The organism is Lacticaseibacillus songhuajiangensis (assembly GCF_003946025.1).
GTDB classification, from domain to species: domain Bacteria; phylum Bacillota; class Bacilli; order Lactobacillales; family Lactobacillaceae; genus Lacticaseibacillus; species Lacticaseibacillus songhuajiangensis.
The window spans coordinates 26,897-41,345 of sequence record NZ_RHNR01000021.1; the positions used below are offsets into that span (position 1 = coordinate 26,897).

Genomic DNA, 14,449 nt, shown 5'->3' on the forward strand with positions numbered 1-14,449 from the left:
ATGGCAACAGAAAAGAAAACTTTTGAACAGGAATTGCAGGAACTCGAAACAATCGTCAGTTCACTCGAGCGCGGCGATGTCCCACTGGAAGAAGCTCTGGCCCAGTTTCAGACCGGTGTGCAACTCGCTGGTAAGCTGAATGGCACCTTGAAGAATGCTGAAGAGGCCGTCACGAAGGTCATGACGCCTGACGGTGAGCTCAAGCCTTTTGAGGATAATGATGACAAGCAGTCCGCTGAATAAGTTTGCGGCCCAAGCGCTGCCGCAATTAGAAGACTACATGTGGGCGCACTTAGATCAGGCGCACGATGCACACTTAGCCAAAGCAATGCATTACTCCCTGGCCGCGGGTGGCAAAAGGCTGCGGCCATTGCTACTGTTAGCGACGGCCACGGGACTGGGCGCAAGTCTTGACGCCGCGATTCCGGCGGCTGCGGCTATTGAATTCATCCATACGTATTCGCTCATTCATGACGATTTACCCGCGATGGATAATGCCGCAATGCGGCGGGGGCAGCCTGCTAATCACGTGCAGTTTAACGAGGCAACCGCGATTCTTGCCGGTGACGCTTTGCTCACGGATGCGTTTGCGCTGGTGAGCGCTACTGACGTTTCTGCGCAGCAGCAAGTGGCCCTTGTACGGATTCTGGCGACGAGCGCGGGCAGCCAGGGCATGGTGGCTGGCCAGCAACTAGATTTGGACGGTAGCCATCTGCAATTGACCACTGACCAGCTCAATGAGCTGAATGCCCACAAAACGGGGGAGCTCATTCGGGCGGCGGTAGACATGGGTGCGGTGATTGGCGCCGCAGATGCAGCGACCCGCGCGACATTGGCGCAGTTTGCAGGGGCGTTTGGGCTGGGCTTCCAACTGCTGGATGATATTGAAGATGTCACCATGTCGGCGGCCCAATTAGGGAAACCGGCGCACCAAGATGCGGCCAATGGCAAGAATACTTACGTTGCCTTACTAGGGCTCGCTGGGGCGCGCAACTTGCTGCAGCAGCAGGCTGACGCCGCGCAGGCAGCCCTGTTGCAACTGGACATGCAGACGGATGTTTTGCGCGCAATCGCGCAGTATTTGGAATAACGAGGTTAAGATGAAAGAACGAGTTGACGTACTAGCAGTCGGACAGGGGCTCTTTGAATCCCGTGAACAGGCCAAACGGGCCATTATGGCCGGCGAAGTGTACGACCAGAACAATGAACGCCTGGATAAGCCAGGTGTCAAAATTGCGGCGGATAGTCAGCTGCATGCGAAGGGCAAGAAACTCCCTTACGTGAGCCGGGGTGGTTTGAAGTTGGCCAAGGCACTGAAGAGCTTTGACATTGACGTTAAGGACCGCACTGTCCTGGATATTGGCTCCAGTACGGGTGGCTTCACCGATGTGTGCCTCCAAAATGGCGCGAAACAAGTGTACGCACTAGATGTCGGAACTAATCAGTTGGTCTGGAAATTGCGCAGTGACGAACGGGTGCACGTCATGGAACAGATGAACTTCCGTTACGCCAAACCGGAAGACTTTACTTTCGGCGACGTGGAGTTTGCAGTCACTGACGTCTCCTTCATCTCCTTGAAGCTCATTTTGCCGCCATTACGGTCAATTCTGTTGCCCAATCATGATGCAGTGATGTTGATTAAGCCACAGTTTGAAGCGGGACGAGACAAAATCGGTAAACACGGCATTATCAAGGATCCGGCCGTCCACCGCGAAGTGCTTGAAGAAGTCACTAAATTTGCAGTGGAAGATGGATATTCAGTCGAAGGGCTCGACTTTTCGCCGATTAAAGGCGGCGAGGGGAACATTGAGTTCCTCGTGCACTTGCGCAATGTTGGTGAGGGTGCGCGCATTTTGGACGGTGTTTCCATCGATGAAGTCCTCGCGGCGGCACACGGTACTCTTGACTAAATATGCAATTTCATGGTGATGATGTTATCATGATTGTAAAAACAATGGGGTAGCGCACACCGCGGGCCCGAATTAAGTGAGGAATGGACCATGCCTAAACAAACGCGACAAGAAATTATTAAGACCATCCTGAATGCCAATATCGTCGAAACGCAGGAACAACTGGTGGACCTGTTGTCACAAGCTGGCGTTGAGGTCACTCAAGCAACCGTTTCCCGGGACATCAAGGATATGGCGCTAATCAAGGTGCCCATTCGTGCCGGTCGTTACCGCTACAGCATGCCAGTCGTGCAACCAAATGGTGGCGAAGGCAAAATGGAACGGGTGATGGCGGACGCTTTGCAGTCTGTTGAGTACCAGGACAAATTTGTGAGTTTAGTACTGACACCAGGTTCTGGGCCAGCAGTTGCTAGCATTTTGCAAACACGGACTGACGAGCGGATTTTCACACTTGTGCCGACGGATGCCAGCATTTTGCTGATTTGCCGGAGCGATGATGATGCCCGCAACTTGGCCGGTGAACTCGATTTAATCGTGGGGTAATGGCATGTTACAGGAACTGATGGTGCATGATTTTGCAATCATTGAGGATCTTGACCTCTCTTTTGAAAACGGCATGACCGCGCTGACCGGGGAAACCGGGGCGGGGAAGTCGATTATCATTGACGCTGTGTCCCTGCTTGCGGGGGCGCGCGGTTCGAGTGAATTCATCCGCACCGGCGCCAAGAAGGCGACGCTGCAGGGCATGTTTTACGCGGCTGATAATGTGCACACGCAACAGGCGCTTGAGGCCGTTGGCTTGCGCCTTGATGGTGGCCAGGTGCTACTGGAGCGTGATTTGTATGCCAGTGGGCGCAATGTGTGTCGCATTAACGGTCAACTGGTGAACACGAGCACGCTGCGGCGTGTCGGTGAAACCCTGGTCGATATTCACGGTCAAAATGAGCACCAGGAGTTAACCAAGCCGGAAAGCCATATCCACCTGCTGGACCAGTTTGCTGGTTCGGAACTTCTGGGCGCGCTGACTGAATACCACCAGGTATACGCGGAGTACCAGAAACGGAGCGCAGCGTTGCGTAAAAAGCAGCAGAACGAGCAGGAATGGGCACAGCGTTTGGATATGCTGACCTTCCAGGTGGACGAGATTAACGCTGCCAATCTGGCGCCCGGTCAAGAAGAAGCCTTAACTAGCGAGCGCGACCGCCTGGCTAATTACCAACGCGTGCAGGACGCTCTGGGCACCGCCTATAGTGAACTGTCTGGTGACGAGTTCAACCCGCTGGACGTGATTGACAACGTCATGCAGACTATGCAGGGAATTGCGGACCTTGACCCCGCGTACAAGGAAATTAGTGAATCGGTAGCGAGCGCCTACTACACGTTGCAGGATGCACAAAGCGAACTGTCACGCCAGATTGATGGTTTGGAATGGGACGAGAATCGTCTCGACGAGGTGGAAGAAAGTCTCAACCAAATCACGAGTTTGAAGCGCAAGTATGGCGATACTGTCGAAGCGGTCATCACATACGGCCAAAAGGCGCAAAAAGAGCTCAAGGAGATGCAATCTTCAGAAGAGGATGCATCGGGTCTTGAGGAAAACGTCGCGCGGCTCGATCAAAAGCTGCACACAGTGGCTGCGAAGCTAACCAAATTGCGACACGCGGCCGCCCTAAAACTGGAAAAGGCAGTGCACGAACAGTTGCGGGCACTCTACATGGCCAAGACGGTATTCAGTGTGCACTTTAGTCATGAGCAGGATGCAGTCTGCGGCCCAGATGGGGCCGACACTCTGGAATTTTACATCCAACCCAACCCAGGTGAACGGGCCCAACCGCTGGCCAAAACAGCTAGCGGCGGGGAGCTCTCGCGCATGATGCTGGCCTTGAAGACGATTTTTGCAGAGTCGGACGGTGTGACCAGTATTATTTTCGACGAAGTGGACACCGGCGTTTCGGGTCGGGTGGCCCAAGCCATCGCGAACAAAATTGTGCTCATTGCCCAGCACTCACAGGTACTTTGCATTACGCACCTGCCGCAAGTTGCCGCAATGTCAGATTATGAGTACAAAATTGAAAAAACGGTTACCGCCGGCCGCACGCAAACCAGTGTGACCCCACTGCGGCCAGAACAACGAGTCGACGAATTGGCACGAATGCTGGCGGGCACGGAAATTACCGATCTGACCCGGCAGCACGCATCCGAGCTGCTGCAGTTGGCTGATAAAACCCGCGCGGCGCTAAAAGACGACGAATAATGGTACGTGCATCACACGTAGCAAAAAGGCTCAGCCTTCTCCCCAATCGGGGACGAGGCTGGGCCTTGTGTTTGATTAACAGTTTAATGCGCGTCTGGGGTAATCTTAATCGCAGCGCTTAATGTAGGTGCACTGGGCAATCCGCACAATCTGGCTCAGGTTACTGCCGTATTCACGCAGAACGAAGGTGTCTGCGTTCAACTTATGGTTTACGAAGCCCAGTACCTGTTGCGCTGTTCCCAATTGGATGGCCACCAGGAGGTGCTTCTGGTAGGCCTGCTCGGTGAATAGACGTAGCTGGCTGGCCGGCATCACGATGGTTTCATCTTCAATGTCTAAGAAGCGCCGGTAGGAGGCGCGCAGACTTTTTTCAACTCGTGCTAAAGTGTTACCTTGCTTTTTAACGTCCATATTCTTATCCTCCGAACATTTGTTTGCAAAACTGATTATACGAACAAACGTTCTAAAAGGCAAGGGCTGGAGTCAATTTTTTTGATTTTTTGCAGAAGTGGCATTAAATCCGGCGACTGGCGTTTGCGCAGAGGGAGTGCTGCGGTGCTCATTATTCTGGATGGACAGTCGGTAAGCCGAAATAACAAGCGAACACAGGTCGAGTCCGGCCTAATTTTCCCGCTACGCCGCGAGTTTCACTTGCGTTAGCGCGTTAAAAAGTGCAATATATAAGGATATAGTAGACAGATTTTTGGGAGGGGTAGACAAATGCACGAACGAGGGATGCTCATCGTTCTATCAGGTCCGTCCGGTGTTGGTAAAGGGACGGTTCGCCAGGCGATGTTAAACTCTGGTTACCGTGATTTTCAGTACTCCGTTTCCATGACCACCCGCAACATGCGGCCTGGTGAAGTGGACGGGGTTGATTATTATTTTCGAACGAAAGAACAGTTCGAAAAGGAAATTGCTGACGGAGGGATGCTTGAATACGCCCAGTACGTCGGCAACTATTACGGCACTCCTCTCAAGTATGTCAACCAGACGCTAGACGCCGGTAAGGATGTTCTGCTCGAAATCGAGGTTAACGGGGCCATGCAGGTACGTGCCAAGATGCCTGATGCCGTCTTCATTTTCCTGACGCCACCTGATCTGGGCGAACTGAAGCACCGTCTGGTTGGTCGTGGTACCGATGATACCGAGACCATCAAGAAGCGCGTCACCAAGGCAGCTGAGGAATTGAAGATGATGACCAACTATGACTATGCGGTCGTCAACGACGAAGTGCCTCTGGCCGTTGAACGCATTGAGCAGATTATCAAGAGTGAACACCTGCGCGTTAAGCGGGTGTTTGACCACTACACCTCAATGCTTGCTGATGATTAAGTTTGTTTTTTAAGGAGAGACTAATCCATGATTGTATACCCATCAATTGATAAGCTGCTTGCTAACGTGCCATCCCGTTACTCTTTGGCCGTGCTCGCTGCTAAGCGTGCGCACGAACTTGAGGCGAACGCGATTCGGATGCTGCCTGAATACAAGTCTCCACGGACTGTAGGCCAGGCGCTTGAAGAAGTTGCTAACGGGGATGTTATCATCGACCCAGATTCCAAACTGCTCGAACGCGATGCAGAACGTCTGGACCGGGAAGAAGAAACCCGGAAGGCCGAAGAAGAAGACCAATAAAGCACGAATAATGAAGGCGCGGACACCGCAGGGTGAGCCGCGTTTTTTTGTCATGCGGCTGACGTGCACCGGCGCGGGTGTCGCACGCGAGTTTCTGCTATAATTGGAGGCAAGAATAAGGGGGTGGCGCAGTCAATGCGTGTTGCGAAAATCATTGTGGATGTTCCCACGATGCAAACGAACCGACCGTTTGATTACGGTATCCCGGATGCGCTAGTTGATAAAGTTCAACCCGGAATGCGGGTTGTCGTTAATTTTGGTCAAGGCAAGCGCCTAGTGATGGGCATGGTCGTTGCGCTAACCGACAGCACTGATTTCGATGGTGAATTGAAACCCATTCAGGATGTGCTCGATGAGCAGCCAGTACTGAGCAAGGAATTGCTGGCGTTATCCAAGTGGCTGGCTGACGACAGTTTTGCCTTCTGGATCACCTGTTTACAGACGATGCTGCCCAATGCCCTGAAGACTGAAACCAAGCAACTTAAAAACGGCGCGGGCACCCAGGTGGTTGACAAGGGGCGGGTGCAGACGGTTGATTATCTGCACACCTTGCTGCCGGCGGCGCGCTACACAGATTTGCTGCAGGAAGTGCGCAAGAACGCTGTGAAGCAGATTGCGCTGCTAACGCGCCTGGGCGAGCTCGCAGCGCAGGCGGAAGTGCTGCCGGTGTTGCAATTAGAAAAAGAGCTCGGCATTCCGCGGAGCATCATCACCGCCGCGGCGGCCAAAGGTTGGGTCGAACTAGAGCAGCGCGAAGAATACCGGCATCCCTATGCGGAACTGGATAACATGCCGCGCACCACGCCATTGACCTTAACGCCGCAGCAACAAGATGCCTTTGATGCGGTGTCGGATGCACTCAATAGTCAGCAAAATGACACTTTCCTGCTGGAGGGGGTCACTGGCTCGGGGAAAACTGAGGTTTATCTGCAGCTGATGGCGCAGACCTTGGCGGATGGGCGCGACGCTTTGATGTTGGTTCCAGAAATTGGGCTGACCCCGCAAATGGTGGCCCGCGTAAAGGGCCGCTTTGGGGCCAATGTCGCGGTTCTGCATTCCGGATTGAGCGATGGCGAACGCTACGATGAGTGGCGGCGCATTGCGCGCGGTGAAGCCCACGTGGTGATTGGTGCGCGCAGTGCGGCTTTTGCCCCACTGCAAAACCTGGGCCTTCTTATCATGGACGAAGAGCACGAAGCCAGTTATAAGCAAGATGACGCGCCGCGCTATAATGCGCGCGACGTGTTGCGTTGGCGCGGGGCCTATAACCACGCCCCGGTGCTTTTGGGATCAGCGACGCCGAGTTTGGAATCACGTGCCCGAGCACAAAAGAATGTCTACAAGCTGCTATTGATGCCGGAACGTGCGAACCACCGGGCACTGCCACCATCCGAAATTGTCGACATGCGTGAAGCTGAGGTGGATGAACATAGCGGCGATTTGTCGACAGAGCTGATCAGCGCGCTGACCGAGTGCTTACAGCGCGGCGAGCAGGCAGTGTTGTTGCTCAACCGGCGCGGGTTTTCGTCCTTTGTGATGTGCCGAGAATGTGGCTACGTCGCGAAGTGTCCGAACTGTGATATTTCATTGACCCTGCACATGGACAGCCACAGCTTGCGTTGCCATTATTGCGGTCATGAAGAGGCCATCCCGCGCATCTGCCCAAGTTGCCAGTCCAAGAAGATTCGCTACTACGGCACCGGCACCGAGAAGGTTGAACAGACCTTGAACGCGGTGCTGCCGCAAGCACGCGTTTTGCGCATGGACGTGGACACAACGCGCCGCAAAGGGGCGCACGGGCGCATCCTGAAGCAGTTTGGGGACGGCCAGGCCGATATTTTGCTGGGCACCCAGATGATTGCTAAGGGCCTGGATTTTCCGAATGTGACGCTCGTTGGCGTCATTAACGCGGACACGGCGCTGGGCCTGCCTGATTTTCGGGCAAGTGAGCGCACCTTCCAGCTGCTTACTCAGGTGAGTGGTCGGGCGGGCCGGGCCGAGAAACCCGGGCGGGTGCTGATTCAGACCTACAACCCAGATCATTACGCCATCCAGCTGGCCCAGCATCACGACTACGAGCGCTTCTTTGCGCTTGAGATGCACATGCGCCACGAAGGGAATTACCCGCCGTACTTCTTCACCTTCAAACTGACCGTGAGTCACGAGGAGGAGGATAAGGCAGCCAAGGCCGTGTACCGGCTGGCAGACATGTTGACGGCACATTTGAGCGATCAGGCGATTATCTTGGGACCGACTCGCGGCGCGATTGCGCGCGTGAAGCGCCGTTATTACTACCAGATTGTTATTAAGTATAAAAAAGAACCAGCATTGCAAGCGACACTGGAACAGATGCTGGAAACGACACAAATTAGCAGCCGGAGCGGGTACCAAATTGCCTTTGACCGTGAGCCGCTGTCATTCATTTAGGAGCGATTTTATTGACATCAGTTATTTTTATGGGAACACCCGATTTTGCCGTCACCGTCCTTGACGGCCTTGTTGACGCCGGTTACGACGTGCAGCTGGTCATTACGCAGCCTGACCGCAAAGTCGGCCGCAAACAGATTCTGCAGCAAACGCCGGTTAAGCAGGCAGCGCTGAAGCACGGGATTAAGGTTCTGCAGCCGGAGAAACTATCTGGTAGCCCAGAACTGGACGAAGCCATTGCCCTGCAGACCGATTTGATTGTGACTGCGGCGTACGGCCAGTTCTTGCCAACCAAGTTCTTGAAGTCTGCCAAAATCATCGCGGTCAACGTGCACGGCAGTTTGTTGCCAAAGTACCGCGGCGGGGCGCCAATTCAGTACTCAATTAAAAATGGGGATGCTGCAACTGGTGTGACCATTATTGAGATGGTGAAGAAGATGGATGCCGGGGACATGTTCGCTCAGGCCAGCATTCCGCTCACCCGCGCTGACGACACGGGGACCGCGTTTGCCCGGCTGGCACCGGTTGGCCGTGACCTATTGCTGAAGACCTTGCCGAGTTTGATTGATGGCAGTGCAACCCGCACGCCACAGGTTGAAGAAGAAGTTACTTTCTCACCAACCATTAGTAAGGATGAGGAGCACCTCGACTTTACACAGGATGCCCAGCACATTGACCAGTGGGTGCGTGCATTGCGGCCGGCTGTCGGCGGTTGGGTGCAGATTGGCGGTCAGCGCTGCAAGTTGTGGGACGTGACCCCACTGGCGGAAGCGACCACCCAAGCAGCCGGCACCTTGGTGCGCAGCGGTAAGCATGAATTTGTTCTTGCTGCCGGTAATGGCACCGTACTTGCCGTCAATGAATTGCAACCGGCAGGGAAGTCCAAACAGGACGTAACCGCCTTTATGAACGGCCAGGGGCGCAAGTTTGCCCAAGGCGCGCAGGTGATTGACCATGAATAAAAACAACCCCCGTTTACTTGCTGTTGAGGTCTTGAGCCGCGTGGGTAAGGGCAGTTATTCCAACCTGACACTAGATTCAACTTTGAATAAGGCCCACCTGGATCCGCGGGATGCTGGCCTTTTGACCACCATTGTTTACGGTGTAATTCAGCGGCAATTGACGCTGGACTACTTCATCGCGCCCTTCATTAAGGGCAAGAAAGTTGACGACTGGGTCCGCGTCTTGTTGCGGACGGCCGTTTTCCAGATGGTATACCTAGACAAGGTGCCAACCCGGGCCATCTTCTTTGATAGCACCGAAATCGCTAAGCAACTGGGTCATGCTGGTGTTGCTAAATTTGTGACGGCGATTTTGCGGCACATGGAACGTAACGGCTTGCCTAAGCTGGATGACATCAAGGACGAGACTGAACGGTTGTCAATTAGCACGAGCACACCAATGTGGTTGACCGAGAAGTTGATTGACCAATTTGGCATGCTGACTGCCAAACACATTTTGAATTCAATTGACGATGCGCCTAGTGGTGTATTGCGGCTGAACAGTACGATGACAACGGCGGATGAACTGCTGAGCGACCTCAAGGACCGCTTCCCAGACATGCGGCGGAGCGATCTGGCACCAAGTGCGCTGGTGACACCGACGGGGCACCTGGCGGGCACGCAGGAGTTTAAGGAAGGCGTCTTCACCTTGCAGGACGAATCTAGTCAGCTCGTTGCCCCGAGTCTGCGGCTGCAGCCGGGCGACAAAGTGCTGGATGCCTGCGCCGCACCAGGCGGGAAAACCACGCACATTGCGGAGTACCTGGACGATAAAGTGGGCGGGCACGTCACCGCGCTGGACCTCCACCCGCACAAGGTGCAGCTCATTTTGAAGAATGCTTACCGCATGCGGCTGGATAACCGCGTGAGTGCCGAAGCGATGGACGCACGAACGGCCAAGGATCATTTTGAACCCGCTAGTTTCGACAAAATTCTGGTGGATGCGCCGTGCTCGGGCTTAGGTCTCATGCGCCGGAAGCCAGAAATCAAGTACGATAAGACGCAGCAGGACATCGACAACCTGGCGCGCATCCAGGGTGACATTCTGGGGAGCGTCGCCGGTTTGGTGAAGCCCGGTGGCTTGATTACCTACAGCACTTGCACCCTGGCCCGCGAAGAGAACCAGGACGTCGTGGCCGCTTTCTTAGCCGCACACCCTGAGTTTGAGCAGTTGCCGGTTGCTGGTAGTGAACGCCTTGGCAAGGTGCACGGAGCGCCAGCACTGCAAATTTACCCAAGTGATTACGGCACGGACGGCTTCTTTATCGCTAGTCTGCGGCGGAAGGCGTAATTCTGACGCGTTCCGGTCTATTAGGAGGAAAATTCGGCATGGAATATGCTTACCGAAGTGACATTGGTCAGAGACGACCAAGCAATCAGGATTACGTTGGGGTCTTCAACAATCCCTCCGGTGCGACGCTCGCAATTGTCGCCGACGGGATGGGTGGACACCAGGGCGGGGACGTGGCCAGTAAAATGGCGGTCTCCCACATTGGTTACGCCTTTGCCAAGAAAGAGCTGGCTGATATTCGCGTGGCGGCCAAGTGGCTCATCGCGGAACTGGCCAAGGAGAACGATCGGATTTTGGAACGAGGCCAGCAGTTTGCGGATCTGACGGGGATGGGCACCACCATTGTGGCCATCCTGGTTTACGGCCGTAAATTCGTGGTCGCTAACATCGGCGATTCCCGCGCCTATTTATACCGGCATGACCGCTTTGTGCAGATTACTGAGGACCATAGTTTGGTCAACGAATTGGTGCGCATGGGTGAACTGACGCCAGAAGAAGCCGAGAATTTCCCCCGCAAGAACGTGATTACGCGGTCGCTGGGGGTGGCGCCGGATGTTGATGCCGACGTGAACACTTACGATTTGCTGGCGGGCGATATGTTGCTCTTGTGCACGGATGGTCTCAGCAAAACGGTCAGTGATGAACAGATGGCCGCGGTGCTTGCGGGGCAAAACACCCTGCAAGGCAAAGTGGACGAGCTAGTGGCACTGGCGAACGAGGCCGGCGGTCCGGACAATATCAGTGCACTGCTGGCAATGACGCAGAAGGGAGGTGCAAGTGATGATTGAGCCGGGAACGATTCTCGACGAACGCTATAAGTTGACCAAGACCCTCGGGGAGGGCGGTATGGCCAACGTTTACCTTGCGCACGATCTGATTCTTGATCGCGATGTGGCAGTCAAGGTATTGCGTCTCGACCTGCAAAACGACCCGGATACCTTGCGCCGCTTCCGGCGTGAGGCGATGGCGACTCTGGAATTAAACCACCCCAACATCGTCAGCATTTACGATGTTGGTGAAAGTGATGGCCAGCAGTATCTCGTGATGGAATACGTTCACGGGATGAACCTGAAGAAGTACATTGCACTGAACTTCCCGATTCCGTATGCGCGTGTCATCAAACTGATGTCGCAGGTGCTCAGCGCCGTGCAAGAGGCACACAGTCACAACATTATTCACCGCGACCTCAAGCCGCAGAACATCATGGTCGATGATGACGGCACCGCCAAAATCATGGACTTTGGCATCGCCGTGGCGCTATCGGATAACTCGATGACGCAGACGAATTCCCTGCTCGGGTCGGTGCACTATTTATCGCCGGAGCAGGCCCGCGGCTCGATGCCAACGCGGCAGAGTGATATTTATGCACTCGGGATTATTTTGTACGAAATGCTGACTGGAAGTGTGCCTTTTGAAGGCGACTCGGCGGTGTCGATTGCCCTCAAGCACTTTCAGGAAGAGATTCCCTCCGTGCGCAAGTTTGACCCGCGGATTCCGCAGGCGCTGGAGAATGTGGTCCTGAAGGCAACAGCGAAGAGCCCAGCCCAGCGTTACACCACCGTTGAGGCCATGAATGAAGACTTGGCCACCGCGCTCAGTCCCAAGCGCGCACATGAAGCCCGCTGGGCGCCACACGTCGATGATGACCTCGGCGAAACGCGGGTGATGGATGCACTGCCGAATGCGTTGCGTCAGGAAACGGCCGCAGATGCGCAGGCCACGCAACCTTTGCAAGCAGTAAAGAATAAACCGGACAACACTAAAGCCAGTGCGCAGAAGCCTGCCAAGAAGAAAATGAGTCGCAAGAAGAAGTTATGGCTCATTGGCGGCGGGGTAGTTGCCGCACTGCTGGTCATCCTGATGATTATCGTTTGGCCGAAGGGGGATGTCAGCGTTCCGGATGTCAGCGACATGAACGTTGCCCGGGCGCGGACACAACTTGAAGATGCGAAGTTGACCGTGGGCAGTGAAAAAACCACGCACTCCAGCACGGTGAAGAAGGGCTACGTCATTCGCACGGATCCCGATCACGGTACAAGTGTGAAGTCGGGGTCGAAAGTGAACCTGATTGTCAGCAGCGGGGTCAAGAAGTACACCCTTGATGATTACACCGGCGAAAGTTATGCCGACGTTGCGGCGGACTTGCGCTCCAAGGGCTTTACGGTGCACAAGACCACTAAGGTTAGCGCGTCGAGCACGGCGGGTACCATTTTGAAGCAGAGCATTGCCGCGGGCAAGAAGGTTAACGCCAAGCGCACGACCATTACCCTGACCGTTGCGCGGGCCGAGGATACTTTTGCACTGGCTAGTTTGTCGCAGTACAACTACCAAGCACTCATGGGTTATGCTAAGGAGCACGAATTGAACGTGAAGTACTCCGGTGACCAGACAGGGCTGGTGAGTTCGCAGAGTCCCGCGATGGGGACTAAAATGAGTGCTGGCGACACCATTACGGTGGTCTTCGCTTCAACGTCTGAAAGCCAAGGTAGCAGTAGTAACGTCGACGAGAACTCGACCAGTGGTGAAAATCAGGGCAGCACGAATAAGCCGGATGAGAGCAGTTCTTCGGCAACGGAATCGAGTGCAAGTTCCAGCGCAAGCAGCAGTCATGACACTGCCAACTCGGGTAGTGGAGATGGCGGCGCTGCTGCCAGCACCAGTAGCGAGTACAAATAATCAGGAGGCCTTTTTTGCAGGGGACAATTATTAAACAGATTAGTGGTTACTACGACATCGCGGTGAATGGCGAAATCATTCGTACCCGCGCGGCAGGTAACTTGCGTAAGCGCAAGGTGAGCCCGGTAGTGGGCGACATCGCCAACTTCACGCCCGCCGAGGAAAATGGCGAGCTGGGTTACCTGACGAGCGTGGAGCCGCGGCGTAACGTGCTGGTGCGGCCACCAGTGGCCAATATTGATCAGGCGGTGCTGGTCACGGCTGCCGCAGAGCCGGCGTTTTCCAGCAATTTACTGGATCGCTTCTTGGTGTACTTGGAAGGCAAGCACATTGAACCGCTGGTTTACCTGACCAAGACGGATTTGCTAAGCGACGCCGACTATGCCAAACTGCAGCCCGTTCTGGCGGGGTACGAAGCCGCGGGCTATAAAGTGTTCGCGCCGCGCGTGGCTTTTGCAGAAGAGTCGTTGCAGGCTCTGCACGCCATCTTTTCCGGCAAGCTAACCATTTTTACGGGGCAAACCGGGGCGGGCAAATCGACCCTGATTAACCATTTGGACCCAGGCTTGCAACTAGCGACGGGTGAGATTTCCAAAAGTCTGGGTCGCGGGAAGCACACGACCCGCACGACAGACCTGTATCCGGCCGATGGCGGCCTTTTGGCGGACACACCGGGCTTTTCCTCACTGGGGCTCCTAGATGTCACCCTAGATGATTTACGCGACCGGTTCCCCGAGTTCGTGCGTTACGCCGGTGATTGCAAGTTCCGCAGTTGCCAGCACGTGAACGAGCCAAAATGTGCGGTGAAGGCCGCACTAGAAGCCGGCGAAATCATGCAGAGTCGTTACGATAACTATTTGCAGTTCCGGGCAGAGCTGAGCAATCAGCGTCCTGTTTACGGCAAAAATTAACAAGCAGCCATCATCTCGCAAAGAGGTGGTGGCTGTTTTGCTGTCCGTCAGCGTAAGTCATGAAACTTTCATCCGCAAGGATGCAGGAATTGAAAATAGTGGGGTAGACCGAAGGTCGGGTCTGGTGCGGATTGGCTTCGCGGGCAGGAACTCCGTTAGCGGGGACCGTTCCAGCCGGCTACGCCGTCTTCCACTGGGGATATTGCCGCAGGCCCAGCGTCAATATCCCGCTCCCGATAAAATTGGCGGTGTACCCCCCCGACGAAAATCATGTCGGGAATACACCGCCAATTTTATTTTCGCTAACTCCGTCCCTGCCCGCTACGCCAATCCCCCCAGACCCT

14 protein-coding genes are annotated in these 14,449 nt (G+C 54.8%); 13 read left to right on the top strand and 1 reads right to left on the bottom strand.

What is annotated here, in order from left to right; genetic code table 11:
* The 5 genes from EKM97_RS06605 to recN all read left to right on the top strand — a co-directional run bounded on the left by EKM97_RS06605 (window position 1) and on the right by recN (window position 4,164).
* Window positions 1-243 (top strand): exodeoxyribonuclease VII small subunit, encoded by a 243-nt coding sequence (locus tag EKM97_RS06605; protein ID WP_125571604.1) that lies wholly within the window; start codon window positions 1-3, stop codon window positions 241-243.
* The gene (locus EKM97_RS06610; RefSeq protein WP_125571605.1) at window positions 218-1,090 is read left to right on the top strand and encodes a polyprenyl synthetase family protein; all 873 of its coding nucleotides are present in this window, start codon (window positions 218-220) and stop codon (window positions 1,088-1,090) included. Before EKM97_RS06605 ends, EKM97_RS06610 begins: the two co-directional genes overlap by 26 nt.
* Before the next feature lie 10 nt (window positions 1,091-1,100).
* Complete coding sequence (locus EKM97_RS06615; RefSeq protein WP_125571606.1) at window positions 1,101-1,910, top strand: TlyA family RNA methyltransferase; 810 nt, start codon at window positions 1,101-1,103, stop codon at window positions 1,908-1,910.
* A gap of 90 nt (window positions 1,911-2,000) precedes the next feature.
* Window positions 2,001-2,453: an arginine repressor gene (locus tag EKM97_RS12130; RefSeq protein ID WP_164507464.1), complete on the top strand. Its 453-nt coding sequence runs from the start codon at window positions 2,001-2,003 to the stop codon at window positions 2,451-2,453.
* A 4-nt stretch (window positions 2,454-2,457) separates the two neighbouring features.
* Window positions 2,458-4,164: a DNA repair protein RecN gene (recN, locus tag EKM97_RS06625; RefSeq protein ID WP_125571607.1), complete on the top strand. Its 1,707-nt coding sequence runs from the start codon at window positions 2,458-2,460 to the stop codon at window positions 4,162-4,164.
* 105 nt (window positions 4,165-4,269) lie between these two features.
* Here recN and EKM97_RS06630 read toward each other — a convergent pair whose 3' ends face one another.
* Complete coding sequence (locus tag EKM97_RS06630) at window positions 4,270-4,575, bottom strand: hypothetical protein (RefSeq protein ID WP_125571608.1); 306 nt, start codon at window positions 4,573-4,575, stop codon at window positions 4,270-4,272.
* A 309-nt stretch (window positions 4,576-4,884) separates the two neighbouring features.
* On the opposite strand from EKM97_RS06630, the gene gmk reads away from it, so the two are divergent.
* The 8 genes from gmk (at window position 4,885) to rsgA (ending at window position 14,105) form a co-directional block, all read left to right on the top strand.
* Window positions 4,885-5,499, top strand: coding sequence for a guanylate kinase (gene gmk / locus EKM97_RS06635; protein WP_125571609.1), 615 nt, complete (start codon window positions 4,885-4,887; stop codon window positions 5,497-5,499).
* Between the two features lie 27 nt (window positions 5,500-5,526).
* Complete coding sequence (gene rpoZ / locus EKM97_RS06640; protein ID WP_125571610.1) at window positions 5,527-5,799, top strand: DNA-directed RNA polymerase subunit omega; 273 nt, start codon at window positions 5,527-5,529, stop codon at window positions 5,797-5,799.
* Between the two features lie 135 nt (window positions 5,800-5,934).
* Window positions 5,935-8,226: a primosomal protein N' gene (gene priA / locus EKM97_RS06645; RefSeq protein ID WP_125571611.1), complete on the top strand. Its 2,292-nt coding sequence runs from the start codon at window positions 5,935-5,937 to the stop codon at window positions 8,224-8,226.
* 11 nt (window positions 8,227-8,237) lie between these two features.
* Window positions 8,238-9,188, top strand: a complete 951-nt coding sequence (gene fmt, locus EKM97_RS06650; protein WP_125571612.1) for a methionyl-tRNA formyltransferase — start codon at window positions 8,238-8,240, stop codon at window positions 9,186-9,188.
* Complete coding sequence (rsmB, locus tag EKM97_RS06655; RefSeq protein WP_125571613.1) at window positions 9,181-10,518, top strand: 16S rRNA (cytosine(967)-C(5))-methyltransferase RsmB; 1,338 nt, start codon at window positions 9,181-9,183, stop codon at window positions 10,516-10,518. The genes fmt and rsmB overlap by 8 nt, the downstream gene beginning before the upstream one ends.
* A 38-nt stretch (window positions 10,519-10,556) precedes the next feature.
* Entirely contained in the window at window positions 10,557-11,306 is a 750-nt protein-coding gene (locus EKM97_RS06660; protein WP_125571614.1) for a Stp1/IreP family PP2C-type Ser/Thr phosphatase, read from the top strand.
* Window positions 11,299-13,194, top strand: coding sequence for a Stk1 family PASTA domain-containing Ser/Thr kinase (pknB, locus tag EKM97_RS06665; protein WP_125571615.1), 1,896 nt, complete (start codon window positions 11,299-11,301; stop codon window positions 13,192-13,194). The genes EKM97_RS06660 and pknB overlap by 8 nt, the downstream gene beginning before the upstream one ends.
* Window positions 13,195-13,208: 14 nt before the next feature.
* Window positions 13,209-14,105: a ribosome small subunit-dependent GTPase A gene (gene rsgA, locus EKM97_RS06670; protein WP_125571616.1), complete on the top strand. Its 897-nt coding sequence runs from the start codon at window positions 13,209-13,211 to the stop codon at window positions 14,103-14,105.
* Window positions 14,106-14,449 lie beyond the last annotated feature (344 nt).

Coding starts and splice junctions, on each gene's coding strand:
- EKM97_RS06660 (WP_125571614.1), top strand. CDS start 10,557: ATGGAATATGCTTACCGAAGTGACATTGGTCAGAGACGACCAAGCAAT.
- recN (WP_125571607.1), top strand. CDS start 2,458: ATGTTACAGGAACTGATGGTGCATGATTTTGCAATCATTGAGGATCTT.
- pknB (WP_125571615.1), top strand. CDS start 11,299: ATGATTGAGCCGGGAACGATTCTCGACGAACGCTATAAGTTGACCAAG.
- EKM97_RS06630 (WP_125571608.1), bottom strand. CDS start 4,575: ATGGACGTTAAAAAGCAAGGTAACACTTTAGCACGAGTTGAAAAAAGT.
- EKM97_RS12130 (WP_164507464.1), top strand. CDS start 2,001: ATGCCTAAACAAACGCGACAAGAAATTATTAAGACCATCCTGAATGCC.
- gmk (WP_125571609.1), top strand. CDS start 4,885: ATGCACGAACGAGGGATGCTCATCGTTCTATCAGGTCCGTCCGGTGTT.
- priA (WP_125571611.1), top strand. CDS start 5,935: ATGCGTGTTGCGAAAATCATTGTGGATGTTCCCACGATGCAAACGAAC.
- rsmB (WP_125571613.1), top strand. CDS start 9,181: ATGAATAAAAACAACCCCCGTTTACTTGCTGTTGAGGTCTTGAGCCGC.
- EKM97_RS06605 (WP_125571604.1), top strand. CDS start 1: ATGGCAACAGAAAAGAAAACTTTTGAACAGGAATTGCAGGAACTCGAA.
- EKM97_RS06610 (WP_125571605.1), top strand. CDS start 218: ATGATGACAAGCAGTCCGCTGAATAAGTTTGCGGCCCAAGCGCTGCCG.
- EKM97_RS06615 (WP_125571606.1), top strand. CDS start 1,101: ATGAAAGAACGAGTTGACGTACTAGCAGTCGGACAGGGGCTCTTTGAA.
- rpoZ (WP_125571610.1), top strand. CDS start 5,527: ATGATTGTATACCCATCAATTGATAAGCTGCTTGCTAACGTGCCATCC.